The organism is Rhizobium sp. Nf11,1, assembly GCF_050587665.1.
In the GTDB taxonomy this organism is placed as follows: domain Bacteria; phylum Pseudomonadota; class Alphaproteobacteria; order Rhizobiales; family Rhizobiaceae; genus Rhizobium.
The window spans coordinates 1-18,677 of the sequence record NZ_JBOBHU010000040.1 but is presented as its reverse complement, the minus strand read 5'-3'; the positions used below and the strand labels follow the sequence as shown (position 1 = coordinate 18,677).

Annotated in this window: 16 protein-coding genes; 6 read left to right on the top strand and 10 right to left on the bottom strand. The window is 62.7% G+C overall.

All coding sequences use genetic code 11. From position 1 onward, the window contains the following. Positions 1 to 183: 183 nt before the first annotated feature. Complete coding sequence (locus ACQ7C1_RS30785) at positions 184 to 666, bottom strand: DUF1772 domain-containing protein (protein WP_430961077.1); 483 nt, start codon at positions 664 to 666, stop codon at positions 184 to 186. Between the two features lie 96 nt (positions 667 to 762). Between ACQ7C1_RS30785 and ACQ7C1_RS30780 the strand changes: the two genes are divergently transcribed. From ACQ7C1_RS30780 to ACQ7C1_RS30770, 3 genes are all read left to right on the top strand, one after another. Further along, positions 763 to 1,419 carry a TetR family transcriptional regulator gene (locus ACQ7C1_RS30780; RefSeq protein WP_430961076.1) on the top strand — a complete coding sequence of 219 codons (657 nt, stop codon included), beginning with the start codon at positions 763 to 765 and terminating at the stop codon, positions 1,417 to 1,419. 69 nt (positions 1,420 to 1,488) lie between these two features. Then, positions 1,489 to 2,178, top strand: coding sequence for an orotate phosphoribosyltransferase (locus ACQ7C1_RS30775; protein WP_085776794.1), 690 nt, complete (start codon positions 1,489 to 1,491; stop codon positions 2,176 to 2,178). Positions 2,179 to 2,240: 62 nt separating this feature from the next. After that, on the top strand, positions 2,241 to 3,167 hold the full coding sequence (locus ACQ7C1_RS30770) for a carbohydrate kinase family protein (protein ID WP_430961074.1): 927 nt from the start codon (positions 2,241 to 2,243) through the stop codon (positions 3,165 to 3,167). Between the two features lie 22 nt (positions 3,168 to 3,189). On the opposite strand, the gene otsA is transcribed toward ACQ7C1_RS30770, so the two are convergent. The 3 genes from otsA to ACQ7C1_RS30755 form a co-directional block, all read right to left on the bottom strand. Next, positions 3,190 to 4,596 (bottom strand): alpha,alpha-trehalose-phosphate synthase (UDP-forming), encoded by a 1,407-nt coding sequence (gene otsA / locus ACQ7C1_RS30765; RefSeq protein WP_430961073.1) that lies wholly within the window; start codon positions 4,594 to 4,596, stop codon positions 3,190 to 3,192. A 567-nt stretch (positions 4,597 to 5,163) separates the two neighbouring features. Further along, on the bottom strand, positions 5,164 to 6,789 hold the full coding sequence (pgi, locus tag ACQ7C1_RS30760; protein WP_430961072.1) for a glucose-6-phosphate isomerase: 1,626 nt from the start codon (positions 6,787 to 6,789) through the stop codon (positions 5,164 to 5,166). Positions 6,790 to 6,926: 137 nt separating this feature from the next. Further along, on the bottom strand, positions 6,927 to 8,627 hold the full coding sequence (locus ACQ7C1_RS30755; RefSeq protein ID WP_430961071.1) for a long-chain fatty acid--CoA ligase: 1,701 nt from the start codon (positions 8,625 to 8,627) through the stop codon (positions 6,927 to 6,929). Positions 8,628 to 8,885: 258 nt separating this feature from the next. Between ACQ7C1_RS30755 and ACQ7C1_RS30750 the strand changes: the two genes are divergently transcribed. Further along, entirely contained in the window at positions 8,886 to 9,278 is a 393-nt protein-coding gene (locus ACQ7C1_RS30750) for a PRC-barrel domain-containing protein (RefSeq protein ID WP_430961070.1), read from the top strand. Between the two features lie 218 nt (positions 9,279 to 9,496). On the opposite strand, the gene ACQ7C1_RS30745 is transcribed toward ACQ7C1_RS30750, so the two are convergent. The 6 genes from ACQ7C1_RS30745 to osmF all read right to left on the bottom strand — a co-directional run bounded on the left by ACQ7C1_RS30745 (position 9,497) and on the right by osmF (position 16,237). Next, the gene (locus ACQ7C1_RS30745; RefSeq protein WP_430961069.1) at positions 9,497 to 11,956 is read right to left on the bottom strand and encodes a glycoside hydrolase family 2 protein; all 2,460 of its coding nucleotides are present in this window, start codon (positions 11,954 to 11,956) and stop codon (positions 9,497 to 9,499) included. Between the two features lie 8 nt (positions 11,957 to 11,964). Beyond that, on the bottom strand, positions 11,965 to 12,360 hold the full coding sequence (locus ACQ7C1_RS30740) for a VOC family protein (protein WP_430961068.1): 396 nt from the start codon (positions 12,358 to 12,360) through the stop codon (positions 11,965 to 11,967). 47 nt (positions 12,361 to 12,407) lie between these two features. Beyond that, the gene (locus ACQ7C1_RS30735) at positions 12,408 to 13,157 is read right to left on the bottom strand and encodes an ABC transporter permease (protein ID WP_221114866.1); all 750 of its coding nucleotides are present in this window, start codon (positions 13,155 to 13,157) and stop codon (positions 12,408 to 12,410) included. Then, on the bottom strand, positions 13,154 to 14,098 hold the full coding sequence (locus ACQ7C1_RS30730; protein WP_221114865.1) for an ABC transporter ATP-binding protein: 945 nt from the start codon (positions 14,096 to 14,098) through the stop codon (positions 13,154 to 13,156). The genes ACQ7C1_RS30735 and ACQ7C1_RS30730 overlap by 4 nt, the downstream gene beginning before the upstream one ends. Continuing rightward, positions 14,095 to 15,261 (bottom strand): ABC transporter permease, encoded by a 1,167-nt coding sequence (locus ACQ7C1_RS30725; protein ID WP_430961067.1) that lies wholly within the window; start codon positions 15,259 to 15,261, stop codon positions 14,095 to 14,097. Before ACQ7C1_RS30725 ends, ACQ7C1_RS30730 begins: the two co-directional genes overlap by 4 nt. A 67-nt stretch (positions 15,262 to 15,328) precedes the next feature. Continuing rightward, positions 15,329 to 16,237 (bottom strand): glycine betaine ABC transporter substrate-binding protein OsmF, encoded by a 909-nt coding sequence (gene osmF, locus ACQ7C1_RS30720; RefSeq protein WP_285191837.1) that lies wholly within the window; start codon positions 16,235 to 16,237, stop codon positions 15,329 to 15,331. 411 nt (positions 16,238 to 16,648) lie between these two features. On the opposite strand from osmF, the gene ACQ7C1_RS30715 reads away from it, so the two are divergent. Both ACQ7C1_RS30715 and ACQ7C1_RS30710 read left to right on the top strand, forming a co-directional pair. Next, positions 16,649 to 17,890 (top strand): LysR family transcriptional regulator, encoded by a 1,242-nt coding sequence (locus tag ACQ7C1_RS30715; RefSeq protein WP_430961066.1) that lies wholly within the window; start codon positions 16,649 to 16,651, stop codon positions 17,888 to 17,890. Then, positions 17,887 to 18,612: a copper homeostasis protein CutC gene (locus ACQ7C1_RS30710; protein ID WP_430961065.1), complete on the top strand. Its 726-nt coding sequence runs from the start codon at positions 17,887 to 17,889 to the stop codon at positions 18,610 to 18,612. The genes ACQ7C1_RS30715 and ACQ7C1_RS30710 overlap by 4 nt, the downstream gene beginning before the upstream one ends. Positions 18,613 to 18,677: the final 65 nt, after the last annotated feature.

The following is an 18,677-nucleotide window of genomic DNA, read 5'->3' as shown; positions in this document are numbered from 1 at the left end:
TAGCCCATGGAGCGAACCGCAACAACACGGTTGCTGAGGCGCGTAGCCCATAGGGCGAGCCTCGGAGGACACCTCGCAACGCTGCTCCTTGCCTGGATCGCCCACCGGCACACCCGCATTGTCCTTCGATGGCCCGGCGAGACTCCTCAGGATGAGGCTCTCTTGAGTGTGGGCGCCTGCTGCTCAAACCATCATCAGCGCCCGCACGAAAGCGGCCGAGGCGAGCAGCGAGGCCACGGTTCGCACATGGTTCCACCACGTCCAATCCCTGACATAGGAGGTCCAGAGCGCCACCGCCGCCGCCCCGCTGCCGCTGACCTTTTCCAGGGCGTCGTTCATCGGCACGTTGACGATGATCGTCGAGAGGAAGGAGGCAAACACATAAATGGCTGCACCCGCCAGCATCAGCGCGGACGCGCCGCCGCGCCAGTCGATCACCGCGAGGACGGCGATGACGAGGCAGAGGATCGCCGTCGGCACGAAGAGGCCCATGAAGGGCGAGCGGACGATCGTCACATTGATCGAGTTCATCGCCGCAATGCCCTGTTCGGCCGGGATGCGTGAGAAGGCGGTCATGATGAAGGTCGAGAAGGCGAAGAAGATGCCGGCGACGAGGCCGCTGCCGATCGCCGCGGCGACGAGGGAAAGGATGAGGACGATCTGCATGCCGAAGCTCCTTGCGGGAATGAAATAAGAGAGACTCTCGGATTTGCCATATGAGATAAACTCTCTTATTTTGTTTGTCAACGTGAAGGAGAGCCGATGTCGGAGCAGAAACGCGCAACGCGCAGACGCCAGCAGGACCGTGGCGGCCAGCCGCGCCGCATCCCGCGCCAGCAGCGCGGCCGCGAGCGTTTCGAAAAAATCCTCGCCGTCGCCGCCGAACTGATCGAAAGCCATGGCAGCGACGGCCTGAAGATGAGCGGGATCGTTGAAAAGGCTGGCCTTTCCTTCGGCGCCCTCTACCAGTATTTCCCCGACAAGAGCGCGATTATCCGGACGTTGGCCGAGCGCTTCAACGAAGAGGGCAGGCGCTGTGTCGAGGCGGAACTGGCGAAGGTCGTCGACGCCGCCGCCCTGCCGGCCGCGCTCGCCAACATCGTCGACGAATATTATGCGTTCTTCCGCCGCGAGCCCGTGATGCGCGATATCTGGCATGCGACCCACACCGACAAGCTGCTGCAGCAGGTCGATGCCGAAGACATGGAATTCCATACCCAGGCATTTCTCGCCGTGCTCGTGCGCCTCTGGCCGGATCGGGACCGCAGCGAACTTCAGGCGATCGCCCGGTTGACGATGCAGCTGCTTGCCGCCGCCGTGCGTTATGCCGTCTCGCTGGATGCAGAGGAGGGCGACCGGACGATTGCCTTGTTCAAGAAGATGCAGGGACCCGATATCGGCCGTCTCTTGCTGGAATAGATCGCCTGCGTCTGGAAACGGTGGGCGCTTGCTGCTATTGCCGGAGACGCAAAACCGAAGGAGAGCCCGATGATCCAGACCGCATTTCCCGACCGCGCCCTGATGGCCGAATTGGTGGCCAAGATGCTCTGGGAGATCAAAGCGGTGCATTTCAATGCGGCTCAGCCTTACAAGCTCTCCTCCGGCATGGCGAGCCCGGTCTATATCGATTGCCGTAAGCTCCTGTCCTATCCGCGCATCCGTTCGACGGTGATGGATTTTGCCGCCAGCACTCTGCTGCGCGATGCCGGTTTCGAGCAGTTCGATTGCATCGCCGGCGGCGAGACCGCCGGCATTCCCTTCGCTGCCCTGCTCGCAGATCGCCTCGGCCTGCCGATGATCTACGTCCGCAAGCAGCCGAAGGGCCACGGCCGCAACGCCCAGATCGAAGGCAATATGCCCGAAGGTTCGCGCGTGCTCGTCATCGAGGACCTGACGACGGCCGGCGGCAGCATGTTCAAGTTCATCGACGCCATTCGCGCCGCCGGCGGCATCGTCGATCACGGTATCGCGCTGTTCTTCTACGGCATTTTCGGCGATCAGCGTTTTGCCGACGGCAAGGTGAGGCTGCATCACATCGCCACCTGGCGCAGCGTCCTTGCGGTTGCCAGGGCAGAGAAGCTTTTCGACGACAAGACGCTTGCAGAGGTCGAGGCCTTTCTCGATGCGCCATTGGCGTGGTCGGCGAGGAATGGTGGAGTGAGTGAGCTTTCGCTCTAATCGGTTGACAAAAGCTCACTTAAGCGCTTGATGAAGATAGAAATGCTGTTGGGAGGAATCCGATGATTTTGTGCTGCGGCGAAGCCCTGATCGACATGCTGCCGAGGGACACCACCCTTGGTGAGAAGGGCTTTGCGCCCTATGCCGGCGGCGCGATCTTCAATACCGCCATCGCGCTCGGCCGCCTCGGCATTCCCACCGCCTTCTTCACCGGCATCGCCGACGACATGATGGGAGAAATCCTGCTGGCGACACTGAAGGCGAGCAATGTCGATTACAGCCCATGCGCCATCACCCCGCGCCCTTCGACGATCGCATTCGTCAAGCTGGTCAGCGGCCAGGCGACCTATGCCTTCTACGATGAGGGCACAGCCGGCCGGATGATCACCGAGGCCGACCTGCCTGTTCTCGGCGATGATTGCGAAGCCTTGCATTTCGGCGCGATCAGCCTGATCCCGAGCCCCTGCGGCGAAACCTACGAAGCACTGCTCGACCGGGAAGCGGCCCGCCGCGTCATTTCGCTCGACCCCAACATCCGCCCGGGCTTCATCAAGGACAAGCAGGCTCATATGGCCCGCATCCGGCGCATGGCGGCAAAGTCCGACATCGTCAAGTTCTCCGACGAGGATCTCGACTGGTTCGGTCTTTCAGGCGACCATGACGCGCTCGCCGCCCACTGGCTGGCTGAGGGCGCCAAGCTCGTCGTCATCACCAAGGGCGCGGAAGGCGCCTCGGGTTACACCAGGGATCGCAAGGTGACGGTGCCGAGCGAGCGCGTTGCCGTTGTCGACACGGTCGGCGCCGGTGATACCTTCGACGCCGGCGTGCTTGCCTCGCTGAAGAGGGATAATCTGCTGACCAAAGAGCGGGTCGCCTCGCTCGATGAACAGGCGGTGCGCAACGCCCTGACGCTCGGCGCCAAGGCCGCCGCCGTCACCGTTTCCCGCGCCGGCGCCAATCCGCCCTGGGCGCACGAGATCGGGCTTTAAGGCTTAAGCGAGCATCAGCCCCTCATCCGCCTGCCGGCACCGACCGAAGTTCTGGAGCGGTCACCAGGTCCCGCAGGAAGGTTTCGCACCAGAGCGAGACGTCGTGAGAGAGCAGATGTTCCATCATCATGCTCCAGCGGTCGCGGCGCTCCTCGAGCGACATGGCAAGGCCCCTGGCAAGCGCATTGGCCGTGCCCTCGACATCGTAGGGATTGACCAGCAGCGCCCCCTTCAACTCTCGTGCCGCGCCAGCAAAGCGCGATAACACCAGGACGCCCGGGCGATCCGGATCCTGGGCGGCGACATATTCCTTGGCGACGAGGTTCATGCCGTCGCGCAACGGCGTGACGAGCCCGATCGTCGCCAGGCGGTAGAGGCCGGCGAGTACGGTGCGGCTGATCGATCGGTTGACATAGCGGATCGGCACCCAGTCGACCGTTCCGATGGCGCCGTTCACGCGGCCGGCCTGTTCGGCGACCATCTTCTGCATATGCTCGTATTCGGGGACTTCCGATCGTGATTTCGGCGTGACCTGCAGATAGGTGACCTTGTTCTGATAGGCCGGATTGCTGGTGAGGAAGCGTTCGTACGCTTCCAGACGCTGGATAATGCCCTTTGAATAATCGAGGCGATCGACCCCGATGATCATGTCGCGGCCTTCGATGCTGCGCCGGGTCTTCTGCACCATGACATTGTCTGCGGCTCGCTCTGCGAATTCGGCGAAGGCTGCGGTCTCGATGCCGATCGGATAGGCGCCGGCCTTGAAGATCCGCCCGTGCGAATCGAACAATCCGTTTCCGAGGTCGTCGCCGATGCCCTCCCGTCTCAGGTAACCGGCGAAGTTCTGCAGGTCGTAGTCGGTCTGGAAGCCGACGAGGTCGTAATGGGAAAGGCCGCGCATGATTTCTTCATGGACCGGCATGGTGACGAGAATGTCGGCGGGCGGCCAGGGAATGTGCAGGAAGAAGCCGATCCGGTTCTTCAGCCCCATTTGCCGCAGTTCGGCCGCCAGCGGGATGAGGTGGTAATCATGAACCCAGATGATGTCGTCCGGCTGGATCATCGGCGCCAGTCGATGCGCGAAAAAGCGGTTGACGCGGAAATAGCCGGCCATTTCCTTTCGGCCATATTCGGCGAGATCGAGGCGGTAATGACAGATCGGCCAGAGAACGCGGTTTGCAAAGCCGCGGTAATATTCCTCGACGTCGGTGTCGGTGAGATCAGTCAGCGCATAGGTAATGTTGCCCTTCTGCAGCAGCGACAGCGCGCTGGGCTCCCTGTCTCCGCTCGACTCTCCCGACCATCCCATCCAGATGCCGCCGCGCGCCTGCAGGGCTGCCTGCAGCGCGACGGCGAGGCCACCGGCCGCAGCACTCCCATCCTTGGCCGGCATGGGAACACGATTGGAAACGACGATAAGACGGCTCATGAGCTTCCTTTAGCGAAGATGGATCGGGAAAACGCTCTGTGCCAGGGTTCCGGGGAGCCTCCGGGGCGGGGCAAGGCTAATGCAGGGCAGGCGCCGCCATCAAAAGAGCAGATCCGGATGCGAATTGCCCGGTGTATAGACCAGCGGAAACAGTGGAACGGGGTATCATCCCCGGTTTGATAGGTCATGTCGTCGGAAGTACCATGCGCACAGATTTTGCTTGAATCTAGGGCGATGGCGGCGAATTGAAAGAATTCTTTCTACAATTTTCTATTAGTAGAACATTCAATCCGGTTTTTGCAGGGCAGCGGCGCCAAGCCCGCCGAAATCAATCTAATCATTTGCGGCCATTATGACGATCTGGCGGCCGCCCCTCATCCGCCTGCCGGCACCGACCGGGGTCGAGCCACGGGTCTCGACCCGTCCTTCGGACCCCCGCCCGCGGGGAGAAGGGAACATGCCGCGACCTCTCCGTCCCCCACCCAGTTTTCACAGGGCACGTCCCCTCGCCCCGTTTACGGGGAGAGGGTTAGGGTGAGGGGCGACAGGGCAAAAACCTCTCCATATTCACTTCGCAAGCTTCGCCAGCGCCGCGACCAGGCCCTGGGTGGAGGAATCATGGCTCGCCGCGCTCTGCTTGCCCTCGACGACGGGCAGCAGGCCGGTCGCCAGTTCCTTGCCGAGCTCGACGCCCCACTGGTCGAAGGAGTTGATGCGGAAGAGCACGCCTTCGACGAAGACGCGATGTTCGTAGAGCGCGATCAAGCGGCCGAGGGCGTAAGGGGTCAGCTTGTCGTAGACGAAGGTGATCGACGGCCGGTTGCCCTGGAAGACGCGGTGCGGCGCGATGAAATCGGCCTTCTTGTCGTCCATGCCTTTGTCGGTCAGCTGCTTCTTGGCTTCCGCGAAGGTGCGACCCTTCATCAGCGCCTCGGACTGGGCAAGCACGTTGGAGATCAACAGCTGGTGCTGGTGGCGCAGTTCCGGCTCGAAGGCATTGGCGGCGATCATGAACTCGGCCGGGATGATGCTCGTGCCCTGGTGAATGAGCTGATAGAAGGCGTGCTGGCCATTGGTGCCGGGTTCGCCCCAGACGACCGGGCCGGAATTGCCCTCGACCGGCGTACCGTCGACGGTCACGCCCTTGCCGTTGGATTCCATGTCGAGCTGTTGCAGATAGGCCGGGAAACGCGACAGGCGCTGGTCGTAGGGCAGGATGGCGCGGGTCGGGTAGCCGAGCACATTGCGGTGGTAGAATCCGATCAGGCCGAGTAGCATCGGCAGGTTCTCGGTAACCGGCGCCTTACGGAAATGATTGTCGACCGCGTGCGCGCCGTCGAGAAACTTGCCGAAATTCTCCGGGCCGATGGCGATCATCAGCGGCAAACCGATCGCCGACCAGATCGAATAGCGGCCGCCGACCCAGTCCCAGAAACCGAAGACGCGGGCGCTGTCGATGCCGAAGGCGGCGACCTTATCGAGCGCCGTCGAGACGGCGGCGAAATGGTGCTGCACGGCTGCATCGCCGAGCGCCTTGGCAATAAAATTGCGCGCCGTCTGCGCATTGGTCATCGTCTCGACTGTCGTGAATGTCTTAGAGGCGACGATGAAGAGCGTCGTCTCCGGCTGCACCAGCTTCAGGATATCGGCGATATGAGCGCCGTCGATATTGGAGACGAAATGGGCGCGCGGGCCGTCATGGAAGGGGGCAAGCGCCAGCGTCGCCATCACGGGGCCGAGATCCGAGCCGCCGATGCCGATATTGATGACATCGGTGATCGCCTTGCCGGTGGCGCCCTTCAGCGTGCCGGAGCGGATCTCGTCGGCAAACTTGCCCATGGCGGCAAGCACGGCGTTGACGTCAGGCATGACGTCCTTGCCGTCGACGAGGACAGGCGTGTTGGACCGGTTGCGCAGCGCGGTATGCAGGACGGCGCGGTCCTCGGTGAAGTTGATGGCCTTGCCGGAGAACATCTCCTCGCGCTTCTTTTCGACGCCGCCCTCTTCGGCGAGCTTGACCAAGAGCTTGAGGATCTCGTCATTCACCGCCGTCTTGGAATAATCCATCAGCAGATCGTCGAGCGAGACGGAAAAGCGCGAAAAGCGCTGCGGATCGGCGGCGAAGGCGGCGCGGAGATCGGTCGCCTTGGTGGCGTCAGCAGTGTTTTTCAGCTGTTCGACGATGGCGTTCATGGGAGGCTCCTTTTAAGGCGGAAAGGTTGCGGAAACTATTCGCTTTCTCAGGCGCAAATCAAGTTCAGCCGTCGCTCCAATATGAAAAAAGCCACCCGCGGGAAGCGGATGGCTTGAATTTCATCACAGTGTCAAATTCAGACGCGCAGGTCCTTGCGCAGGATCTTGCCGACGGGCGATTTCGGCAGTTCGGTGCGGAATTCGATGAAACGCGGGCGCTTGTAATTGGTGAGATTGGCGATGCAATGCGCCTTCACCTCCGCTTCCGTCAGGTTCGGATCCTTTCTGACGACGAAGAGTTTGACCGCCTCGCCGGAATGGCCGTCCGGCACGCCGATCGCCGCGGCTTCGAGGATGCCGGCATGCATGGCGGCGACTTCCTCGATCTCGTTCGGATAGACGTTGAAGCCGGAGACGAGGATCATGTCCTTCTTGCGGTCGACGATCTTGGTGTAACCGCGCTCGTCCATGAAACCCATGTCGCCCGAGCGGAAATAGCCGTCTGATGTCATCACCCGCGCCGTTTCCTCCGGCTTCTGCCAATAGCCGGCCATCACCTGCGGCCCGCGGATGCAGATCTCGCCGATTTCGCCTGCTGGCAGCGAACGGCCGTCCTCGTCGCGAATGTCGAGTTCGGTGGAGGGCAGCGGCAGGCCGATCGAGCCGGTGAACTCGACCGAATCGAAGCGGTTGGCGGTGGCGACAGGCGATGTCTCGGAAAGGCCGTAGCCTTCCGTTATCGAAGTGCCAGTCATAGCAAGCCAGCGCTCGGCGACCGGGCGCTGGACAGCCATGCCGCCGCCAAGCGACATGACGAGCGAGGAGAAATCGAGCTTGGCGAATTCGGCATTGTTCATCAGCGCGTTGAACAGCGTGTTGAGGCCGGGGAAGATGTGAATGTTGGACTTTCCGAACTCCTTGACGAGGCCGGGAATGTCGCGCGGATTGGCGATCAGGATATTGTGGGCGCCGAGCGACATGCCCATAAGCGAATTCACCGTCAGCGCGAAGATGTGGTAGAGCGGCAGCGCGCATAGGAAATTCAGCACCTCCGGCTGCTTCTTGCGCTGGAAAGCCGACCGCAGCCACAGCGACAGCTGCAGCTTGTTGGCGAGCAGGTTCTGATGTGTCAGCACCGCGCCCTTGGCAACGCCCGTTGTGCCGCCGGTATATTGCAGGAAGGCGATGTCTCCACCCGTCAGCGCGACCGGCTGGAGACTTTTCCTTGCGCCTTCGCTGAGCACCTGACTGAAGCTCTTATGCTGCGGGATCGACCAGGAGGGAACGAGCTTTTTCACCTTGCGCACGACGAAATTGACCATCAGCCCCTTCGGCCCCAGCATTTCGCCGAGCGAGGTGACGACGACATGGCGCAGGTCGGTCTTGTTGAGGACCTGCTCGACGGTGCGGGCGAAATTCTCCAGCACGAAGATCACCTTGGCGCCGGAATCACGCAACTGGTGTTCGAGTTCGCGCGGCGTATAGAGCGGATTGACATTGACGACCACCAGGCCGGCCCGAAGGATCGCATATGTGGCGACGGGGTTCTGCAGCACATTCGGCATCATCACCGCGACGCGGTCGCCTTTCTCGAGGCCGATGCTCTGCAGCCAGGCGGCGACCTTGCGCGTCTGGCTTTCGAGCTCGCGATAGCTCATCGCCTTGCCCATGCTCGAAAAAACCGTCCGGTCGGCGTAACGGGCGCAGGATTTTTCCAGAAGTTCGGCGAGCGAGGCATGTTCCAGCGGCGGCAGTTCGGCCGGAACCATATCGGGATAGGTGGCAAGCCAGGGCTTGTCCGCTTTTGCTCCGTTCGGATGGACGGAAATGCTGCTCATCGTGTCTCTCTCTCCCTTGCGGCCGCCGCGCCGATCGAGTCGTGGTCGACCGGTCCGCAATTGACCGGAAGCATCCTCCATCTTCCAGTCCCGCAGCTTATGCCATTGCCTGTATGGTTCAAGCCGTATGAAGCTATACTAACCTTGACGTAAACGTCAACAATAGCCCATCGCGGTCGTCGAAAGGGTGGGAACTTTGAGTCCGCAATGGCGTTGACCCTTCATACCAACCATGAGGAAACACCAAAGGAGGTTCAAATGTTGAATCAGGACACCGACGCCAGCCGCCGTGACCCGAACACCAAGGAAACGCATTCGCTGATCGCCAGCGACCGCGTCGAAGGCACCCGAGTCTATGGCCCTGATGGCCGGCATATCGGCTCGATCGAACGCCTGATCATCGGCAAGCGTGATGGACGCGTCGCCTATGCCGTGCTGAGCTTCGGCGGCTTCCTGGGCATCGGTCACGACCACTATCCGCTGCCCTGGGAAAAGCTGAACTACGACACCCAGCTGGACGGTTATCGAATCGACCTGACCAAGGAGCAGATCGAAGGCGCACCCAGCTGTTCGGACGATGACGACACCTGGTACAACGATAATGGCCGCCGGGTCTATGATTATTACGGCGTGCCGCCCTACTGGATGTAATCTCGTCCGATGGACCGAGCTGGAAGGGCCCCGTTAGCAGCGGGGCCTTTTTGGTGTTGGTGATGTCGTGAGCTTGGCGGCCCCTCATCCGGCTGCCGCCACCTTCTCCCCGTAAACGGGGCGAAGGGACCATGCCGCAAGCTCTCCGTTCCCACCAAACTCTCGCAGGGCACGTCCCCTCTCCCCGCAAGCGGGGAGAGGGCTAGGGTGAGGGGCAGTCACTGGCGCGAACCGGCAACAAGATCATTGGCCGATCGCAGCACGGTGCCGACGGTGATATCTTCTGCCCTGATCGCCTTTCCCGTCTTCACCGCAAACACATGGCTCTCGCCCGGCAACAACGTCACCAGCATGGAATCCACAACCGCCTCCGGATCCAGCCGATCCGCCATCAGGCAGAGGTCCTTTAGAAAATTCTCCGCCGTCACCGTGATGGCGAAGCCCCCGTCGATCCCGGTGACATCGACGCTCAGCCGCGGCGCTGGCAGGGCGAGGTCGATATCCTCGACGAAATAGTGAAACGCCCGCCGGTCCAGCATCTCGACGACAACGACTTCGTCCTTCGGTAAGTTCGGAGTGACGATATTGCTCGGCAGCGGAAACTCTTTCGCTTCGAAACGGTCGCAGAGCAGCCGCCAGAATTCGAATTCGGCGAGCACGGTTCCATCGAGCGTCAAACGCTTGCCGGCAATCTTCGCCCGCCAGAACAGCGTTCTCTCGTTGACGGCGACCGCAGCCAGTCCGCCCTCGCGTGGCTGGATCGTCAGCAGGCGCGGATCATAGGCTGATTTCAGCGCATACCAGAGCGGCTTGCGGCGTCCGGCCGAATCGAGCGCGGCCCAGGAGGTCACCGGCCAGCAGTCGTTGAACTGCCAGACTACCGCGCCCTTGCAGATAGCCCGATGCGAGCGCATGTGCTCGATGCCGAAACGGATGGCGCGCGCCTGGTTGAGCTGGGTGGCGAAGTGCCAGTCCTCCATCGTCTTCGGTTCCGGCAGATGGCCGGCAAGACCGCGGATCAGCTTGTCATTGCCCTGCGTTGCCTTCTGATGATGGAAAACGCCGTTCGACTGCGGCGTCAGCGGCTGATCGTGCACGCTCTCTTCGATCGTCGCCCAGGCGGGCGGCGCCTGCCAGCCGAATTCGGAGCAGAATCGCGGGATAAAGTTGCGGTAGATCTCGTAGCCGACATCGTTCCACACGTCCCAGATATGTTTGCAGCCATGTCCGTCGGCATTGGGTTCGATCTCCATCGAGCCGGAATAGGGGCTGCCGGGATAATAGGGCCGGTCGGGATCGAGCTCGCGGCAGAGCTTCGGCAGCAGGTCGAGATAATAGCCGAGCCCCCAGCTCTCGCCGGCCTTGATGACCGGCCGCCAGCCCCATTCGTCGAAGCCCCAGATATTCTCGTTGTTGCCGTTCCAGAGGATCAATGAGGCATGCGGCATCAGCCGCGCGACATTGTCGCGCACCTCCGCCTCGACCTCGCTTCGAAGCGGCTCCTCCTCCGGATAGGCGGCGCAGGCAAAGAGGAAATCCTGCCAGACCAGCATGCCGGCTCGGTCGCAGGCAGCGTAGAACTCATCACGCTCGAAGATGCCGCCGCCCCAGACGCGCAGCATATGGATATTGGCGGCCTTCGCCTCGTCGATCCGTGCGGCATAACGGTCGGCCGTCACCCGCGAGGGGAAACAATCGTCGGGAATCCAGTTGGCGCCGGCGATGAAGAGCGGCACGTCATTGATGACGAAGGTAAAGGCCGAGCCGTGCTCGTCGGCCGAGGTATCGAGCCTAAGCGAACGGAAGCCGAGCTCGCGCTCGAAGCTGTCGAGCAGATCGCCGCTGGCCTCGTCGATCAGCGTGAGCGTCAGCGGATAGAGCGGCTGCGCGCCGAGATGGTGCGGCCACCAGAGCTGCGGCGAGGGGAGGCGGAGTTCGAAGGAAACCGCGTCTTCGCCGGGGCCAATTGCTACTGTCTTGGTCACGCCGCCGATTTCGGCGGCCAGCCGGCACGGGCCGTGATCGCCATGCCGCGCCAGTCTCGCATGCACCATCACCAGTCCGTCGCCGCCGGCAAGGCTTGCAGACACCCGCGTCTCGGCAAGCCGCCCCCGATCCCAGCTTTCCAGACGCACCGGCTTCCAAACGCCCGCCGTCACCAGCGTCGGCCCCCAGTCCCAGCCAAAATTGCAGGCCATCTTGCGCATCAGATTGCCCGGGCCTGGATAGTTGTTGGGGCGGTAGCCGTAATGTTTCTCCATCTCTGCGCCATAGGCATAGGCGGAGCGGAAGGTGACGGAGAGTTCGTTGACGCCGGCCTTCAGCAGCCCGGAAACATCGAAACGGTAGGTGCGGTGCATGTTGAAAGTGCGGCCGATCTCTTCGCCGTTGAGGCTGATCACCGCGATCGTATCGAGCCCGTCGAAGACGAGCTCATGCACTCTGCCCTCATCCGGCGCGGCCTCGAACCGGCAGCGATAGGTCCAGTCGGTCTTGCCGATCCAGTCATTGGTGATTTCGTTGACGTCGATATAGGGATCAGCGATCAGCCGGTTGGCGAGAAGGTCGGTATGGACGCAGCCGGGCACCGTCGCCGGTATCGCATCCGGCAGTCCCGGCCTTCCTGTATCGTTGCAGTGAAGCGTCCAGCCGGAATCGAGCGCAGTTTTCGCAATCATCTTATGTCCTAGAGAAACCGCCCGTGGCGCTGCAGCACTTCGATCTTGTAGCCGTCGGGATCGCTGACGAAGAAGAACAGGCCGAACAACTTGCCGTCGCGGTTGAGCTCCACCAGCTCGCCGGGTTTGAGCCCCAGTTTCACCAAGCGCTCGCGCTCAATGGCGACTTCTTCGACCGAGACGGCGAGATGGCCATAGCCTTTGCCGAGATCATAGGGTTCGGTGCGGCCCTTGTTGACGGTCAGCTCCAGCTCGAATCCGGTCTCGGCATTGCTCAGATAGATCAGCGTGAAGGTGTCGAAGTCGACGCGGTCGGCGATCGTAAGACCGAACGCCTTGCCGTAGAACTCGACCGAGCGCGCCTCGTCGAGAACACGGATCATGGAGTGGATCATCTTCGCCAATTCTGCCTCCCATTGCGTCGATCACGGCAGCCTTGGTAGCGGTCATCTTAAGCCGCGCGCAAGCCGATTCTTTGCGTGATCGCCGCTTCGACGAGGCCCATGGCGTCATAGATCAACACTGCCATCAGGCCGACGATCAGCCCGCCCTGCAGGATGAAGGCGGTATTGTCCGATATCAGCCCGGCGATGATCACCTCGCCGAGGCCCTTGGCCGCAACCGTCGACCCGATCGTTGCCGTGCCGATATTGATCACCGTCGCGACCTTCAGCCCTTCGAGGATCAGCGGCAGGGCAAGCGGCAGCTCGACGCGGAATAGACGTTGCGTGCCGTTCATGCCCATGCCGTCGGCGGCGTCGAGCACCTGCGGCGACACCTGTTTCAGGCCGGCGACGGTGTTTTCGAAGATCGGCAGCAGGCCGTAGAGGAAGAGCGCAATCAGCGTCGGCATGGCGCCGAAGCCGGTGGCGGGCACGGCCAGCGCCAGCACCGCGACAGGGGGGAAGGTCTGCCCGGCATTGGCGATGGCGCGCGACAGCGGTAGGAAATCGGCGCCGCTTTGCCGCGTCACGAAGATGCCGCCGAGAACGGCAAGCACGGCGCTGCAGGCGATCGAGCCGACGACGAGCTGCAGATGTCCGAGCGCGAGCGAGGCAAGGCTGTTCTGCGTATAGACCGCGGGCGCATTATTGTTCGTTAGCGGCACAAACAGGAAGGAAAGCCAATCCGTCCTGAACAGCAGGATGAGCAGCAGGGCAAGCGCGGCCACGCGGAAAAAATTGGCGGCGACGAGTTTCATGCCTTGCGGCCCAGTTCGAGCAGCCGCGCCATCGAGATCGATCCCACAGGCGCCTTTTCGCCGTCCTGCACCGCCGCCTCGTCGACCCCCTGCCAGATCATTTCGGCCAGCGCGTCGCGCAGGCTGAGCGACTGCGGCAAGGCATAGGAAAGACCGCCCTTGGCCGGCTCCATGCTCTCCTTCAGCGGCAGCAGCGACATCAGCTTCAGCGCGCGGTCGGAGGTGCCGGTCAGCTGCTGCACGAAGGGATCGGCGGGTTCGGTGAGGATCTTTTCCGGCGTCGAGCATTGCAGCAATCGGCCCTTGCTCATCACCGCGATCTGATTACCGAGATGGAAGGCCTCGTCCATATCGTGGGTGACGAGGATGATGGTTGTGCCGAACTGCTTCTGGATCGCCAGCAGGTCGTCCTGCGCCTTGCCGCGGATGACGGGATCGAGCGCGCCGAAGGGCTCGTCCATCAACAGCAGTTCCGGTTCGGCGGCCAGCGCCCGCGCGACGCCGACGCGCTGCTGCTGGCCGCCGGAAAGCTGATGCGGATATTTGTCGGCGAACTCAGCCGGATCGAGGTTGAAAAGCCCGAGCAGCTCCTCGACGCGGGCGGCGATGCGTTTGGAATCCCATTCGAGCAGCTGCGGCACGGTGGCGATATTCTGCGCCACGGTCCGATGAGGAAACAGGCCGTGGCCTTGGATGGCATAGCCGATCTTGCGGCGAAGTTCGGTGACCTCGACGTCCATCACATTCTGACCACCGACGAAGATCTCGCCTTCGGTGATCGGCACCAGCCGGTTGATCATCCGCATCAGCGTCGATTTGCCGGAGCCGGACGTGCCGACGATGACGGTGATCTCGCCCTTCTCGACACGCATCGAGACCTTGTCGACGACGGTCGCCGGACCATAGCGCTTGGTGACGTTGCTGATCTCGATCATGCTCATGCGGCGGGCCCCCGGATGCTGTCGATGACCGCATCAAGGATGACGGCCGATGAGAAGGCGAAGAAGACGGTCGGCACGGCGCCGAGCAGGACGAGGTCCATCGCGGTCTGGCCGAGCCCCTGGAAGATGAAGATGCCGAAACCGCCGCCGCCGATCAGCGCGGCGATCGTCACCATGCCGATCGCCTGCACCAGCACGATGCGGATGCCGGTGAGGATGACCGGAAAGGCGAGCGGCATGTCGATGCCGGTAAGGATCTGCCGGCGGGTCAGCCCCATGCCGGCCGCCGCATCGCGCACGGAGGGATCGACGCCCTGCAGGCCGACGACGGTATTGGCCACGATCGGCAGCAGCGAATAGAGCACCAGCGCGATCAACGCCGGCGCCGTACCGATGCCGCGGATGCCGACAGCGGCCGCCAGCGGCACATGGGTGGCGAGATAACCAAGCGGGAGCATCAACAGGCCGAAGAGGGCGAGACTGGGGATCGTCTGGATGAGGCTCAGGCCCTGCAGAACGACGGCGCGCAGTTTCGGCACCCAGAAGCAGAGGATCCCGAGCGGCAGGCCGAGAACAATGGCGATAACAAGCGAGCCCAGCGCCAGCAGCAGATGCGAAAATGCCTCCGTCCGGAACTGCGCCGCCCTCGTGGAAAATTCCTTCATAATCGACAGGCTGTCGAGCAGGCCGGAGGCGAGGAAGGTGAAGAGCATCGCCGTGTAAGCTGCCAGCGCTGCCACCCGCATCCAGGGCGCCAGCCGGATTTTGACCAGCGCGTCCGAGATGATCAGCCCGATCACCGCAAACAGCAGCCAGAAACCGCCGCCGAGCGTCATGCGCGCCACCGTGCTGCCGGGCGGCGTCGCCGCGGTCGAGACGAGGCCGATCGCCGCGACCAGCGCCGCCAGGCAAAATGTGGCGACCACAAGCCGCGCCACTGCATTGGCGAGGAACAAGGTGGCTAAGGCGGTCAGGACGAGGAGGACGATAAGGACAATGACGGAGGGCTGGGGAAGAAGCTGCGTCAGCAGCATCGGCTTGCCGGCGGCGATGCGGTTCGCCTTGACATAGATGAAGGGCATCAGCGCCGTCGCCGCAATGCCGCCCGCAACCAGAACCACGCCGAGCCGGTCCAGTCTGCGGACCGCTGAGGTTTCTTCCATCAATCCAACCCTGTCTGGCCTGTCGGCAAAGGGAGGCTCCGCCCGCGAGGGGCGGAGCGGGCGATGATTACTTCAGGAAGCCTTTTTCCTTCAGATAGGCTTCGGCGACGGACTTTGCGGGCTCGCCGTCGACCTGGATCTTGGCGTTGAGCTTGCGCAATTCGTCGGCGCTCAGGCTCTTGAAGATCGGCGAGAGGATTTCCTCGATCTTCGGATTGGCCTTCAGCACCTCCTCGCGGATGATCGGAGTCGGCGCATAGACCTGCTGCACGCCCTTGTCGTCTTCGAGAACGGTGAGTTCGGCCGCCTCGATCGCGCCGTCGGTGCCATAGACCATGGCGGTGTTGACGCCGTTCGTCTGGTCTGCGGCCGCCTTGATCGTCGCCGCGGTATCGCCGCCCGAGAGCACGACCGTCTGGTCGGGCTTCAGCTGGAAGCCGTAGGTCGTCTGGAAGGCGGGCAGCGCGCCGGCGGAATTGACGAACTCGGCCGAAGCCGCAAGTTTGACGGCGCCGCCGCCGGCGACCCATTTGCCGAAGTCCGACATGGTCTTCAGCTTGTTCGGCTCGGCGACGTCGTTGCGCACGGCAAGCGCCCAGGTGTTGTTGGCCGGCGACGGCGTCAGCCAGACGATCTTGTTGGCTTCGTAATCGAGCTTCTTCGCCAGCTCGTAACCCTGCTCATTGTTTTTCCAGGCGGCGTCGTCGGCCTTGTTGAAGAAGAAGCCGGCATTGCCGGTATATTCGGGATAGATATCGATTTCACCTGCGGTGATCGCCTTGCGCACCACGGGTGTGGCGCCAAGCGCGATACGGTCCTGCGTCTTGATGCCGTTCGCCTCGAGCGCGAGCGCGATGACGTTGCCGAGCAGCGTGCCTTCCGTGTCGATCTTCGACGAGACGACGACGTCTGCGGCCTGAACCGCACCCGCCGCGAAGGCGGAGAGTGAAACGGCAAGTGCGAGTTTCTTCAGCATGGAATATCCCCTTTTAAACACCGTTGATAAGGCTCAAGCCCGGGAGCTTGCGCGCAGGAAATCCGCCGGCGAGGGCGGTGAGGCCGCCATCATCCGAATTGCGTGCGTCATGGAAATAGCGTGCCTACCCGAAAAATCGATGCAAGCCCCCTCCAGTATTTGCGGTCGCGCTAACGATTATGGCGGCGAACGCATCTCCCTGCGCGGAAACGCATTCCCTTTTCCAGGGCCGGCGCGATTTGTTTTTGTCCCCTTGCATGTTTCCGCGATGGTCCGGTGCTCTTCTTGCGAACACATCGCCGCCCGGATTTTTATGCGCAGACGATAGAACGCCGATCCTCAGGCGGGGATATCTTTTTTGCCGAACACATCATATCGTCCGGTTTTTCCAGCGCTTTCGGAGCGAGTTCTTTGCATCTGGGTGCCCTTTTCATTGCCGGCCATGTCCTGAGTTCCGGCTCGATCCGCGAGACCGCGCGCCGCTTCCAGCTGTCGCCCTCCACCGCCTCGACGGCGATCCGCCAGCTTGAAACCGAATTGGCGATGAAGTTGACGGAACGTTCGTCGGGCGAGCTGGCGACGCTGCTCGCAAGCGACAGGGTGCAGGAAGGGCTGGAGCCGATCACTGCTGCGATCGGGCAGCTTCATCAACTCGTGGGCCATGAGAGCGCGACCGCCGAGGCTTACGAATCCTGGGCGTCGCGTATTCCCGTCAAGGTCGTCGCGATCGAGCGTTTTCTCGAGGTGGCTGACCAGGGCAGCATCAACCGCGCCGCCCGCCGCCTTCGCTTGGGGCAACCGCAGCTTTCGCTGCAGCTTGCCAATCTCGAGAAGTTCCTTGGTTGCCGCCTGTTCGAGCGGCAGGCGCAGGGTTCGGTGCTGACGGAGGAGGGCCGGCACGCCTACCAGATCTTCATGGCGATCAGTCAAGCGTGGAACGATCTGAAATCGGCCGCAGACGAGCGCTACCGGCGCACCGCCCGATCGCTGCGCATCGGCTCGATCATCCCGACCGGATCGGAAAGCTGGGTGGCGCGCTGCTTGGGCTTGCTCGTTTCCGAGTGGAATGCGCACCGCAGCAATAATGCGATCTCGCTGGTCTCGATGACCGCCGACGACCTGCGCGAGGCGCTGAAGAGCGGCCGCATCGATGTCGCCATCCTGGATTCGGTCTTCGGCCTCGATCACTTCCGGCATCGCGAACTGCTGCAGACCGACATGGTATTGATCGCGCCGCCGCAAAGCACGCAAACCTCGGTCGCCGAACTCGTCGCCGCGCATGCGATCTGCACGCCGAGCCCGCGCACCGGCCTCGGCCACGCCGCCATGGCCTTCAGCGACGAGCGCGCACCCGACCGGCGCTTGCGCAGCCGGGATATCACCGCGGCGGATTCGCTGCCTGTCATCGTCGACCTCGTGGCCAATCACGGCTACGTCTCCTTCCTCGGCCGCGTCAGCGCCATGCCGATCGCCGACAAGGTGCGCATCGTCGATCTCGACGAGCGTCTGCCGATGTCCTATCACGTCGCCTTCAACCATCGAAAAGCCGCTGCCGATGCCTGCGAGATGATCATCGCTGCGGCTGCCAGGATGACGTCGGAAACGGCCGCGCACATCACAAGACAGGTCGACGGAGCCAGGGAGACTGCATGACGATTTTGCTCGAAGTATGCGTCGACAGCGCCGCGGGTCTCGCTGCCGCGATCGAAGGCGGCGCCGGCCGCATCGAGCTCTGCTCGGCGCTGGAGATCGGCGGCCTGACGCCACTGCCGAGCCTGATGCGGATCGCTGCCCGGGCGGCCGTTCCGATCTATGCCATGATCCGCCCGCATGCCGGCCCCTTCATTTTCGACGGCCTCGACGAGCAGGCGATGATGCTCGACATCGAGGCGGTGCGCGCCGCCGGCCTCGCCGGCGTCGTCATCGGCGCCAACCGCCCGGACGGCACGCTCGACCTGCCGCTGATCCGCCGGCTGAAAGCGCATGCCGTCGGCCTCGGTTCGACGCTGCACCGCGCTTTCGACCTGGTGCCGGACGCCGATCAGGCGCTGGAACAGGCAATCGGACTCGGCTGCGAACGCATCCTCACCTCCGGCCGCGCGGTCAAGGCCGCCGATGGGATCGACACGCTGAAGCGTCTTTCGGAGAAAGCGGCCGGCCGCATCTCGATCATGCCCGGCAGCGGCATCCGCCCCGCCAATGTCGGCGAAATTCTCCGTGCGACCGGCGCCCGGGAAGTGCATGGATCCTGCAGCTCGCCGGTCGAAAGCGCCGATCCGCGCGCGGTGGCGTTTGGTTTCGAGGCGAAGAGTACGAACCGGACGGATGTCGCTGTGGTCAGGCAGATGTGTAGGGCGATCGAGGGAGCGGGTTAAGTTCGCCCTTGGTCCCGTAAACGGGCGAAGGACAAGCCGCAGCCTCTCGATTCCCTCTTCTCCCC

What these genes read in the sequence shown, in the direction of transcription:
- ACQ7C1_RS30725 (WP_430961067.1), bottom strand. Translation starts at nt 15,261, where the DNA reads ATGGAAGAAACCTCAGCGGTCCGCAGACTGGACCGGCTCGGCGTGGTT.
- ACQ7C1_RS30755 (WP_430961071.1), bottom strand. Translation starts at nt 8,627, where the DNA reads ATGAGCAGCATTTCCGTCCATCCGAACGGAGCAAAAGCGGACAAGCCC.
- osmF (WP_285191837.1), bottom strand. Translation starts at nt 16,237, where the DNA reads ATGCTGAAGAAACTCGCACTTGCCGTTTCACTCTCCGCCTTCGCGGCG.
- pgi (WP_430961072.1), bottom strand. Translation starts at nt 6,789, where the DNA reads ATGAACGCCATCGTCGAACAGCTGAAAAACACTGCTGACGCCACCAAG.
- ACQ7C1_RS30735 (WP_221114866.1), bottom strand. Translation starts at nt 13,157, where the DNA reads ATGAAACTCGTCGCCGCCAATTTTTTCCGCGTGGCCGCGCTTGCCCTG.
- ACQ7C1_RS30745 (WP_430961069.1), bottom strand. Translation starts at nt 11,956, where the DNA reads ATGATTGCGAAAACTGCGCTCGATTCCGGCTGGACGCTTCACTGCAAC.
- ACQ7C1_RS30780 (WP_430961076.1), top strand. Translation starts at nt 763, where the DNA reads ATGTCGGAGCAGAAACGCGCAACGCGCAGACGCCAGCAGGACCGTGGC.
- ACQ7C1_RS30710 (WP_430961065.1), top strand. Translation starts at nt 17,887, where the DNA reads ATGACGATTTTGCTCGAAGTATGCGTCGACAGCGCCGCGGGTCTCGCT.
- ACQ7C1_RS30775 (WP_085776794.1), top strand. Translation starts at nt 1,489, where the DNA reads ATGATCCAGACCGCATTTCCCGACCGCGCCCTGATGGCCGAATTGGTG.
- ACQ7C1_RS30750 (WP_430961070.1), top strand. Translation starts at nt 8,886, where the DNA reads ATGTTGAATCAGGACACCGACGCCAGCCGCCGTGACCCGAACACCAAG.
- otsA (WP_430961073.1), bottom strand. Translation starts at nt 4,596, where the DNA reads ATGAGCCGTCTTATCGTCGTTTCCAATCGTGTTCCCATGCCGGCCAAG.
- ACQ7C1_RS30730 (WP_221114865.1), bottom strand. Translation starts at nt 14,098, where the DNA reads ATGAGCATGATCGAGATCAGCAACGTCACCAAGCGCTATGGTCCGGCG.
- ACQ7C1_RS30785 (WP_430961077.1), bottom strand. Translation starts at nt 666, where the DNA reads ATGCAGATCGTCCTCATCCTTTCCCTCGTCGCCGCGGCGATCGGCAGC.
- ACQ7C1_RS30770 (WP_430961074.1), top strand. Translation starts at nt 2,241, where the DNA reads ATGATTTTGTGCTGCGGCGAAGCCCTGATCGACATGCTGCCGAGGGAC.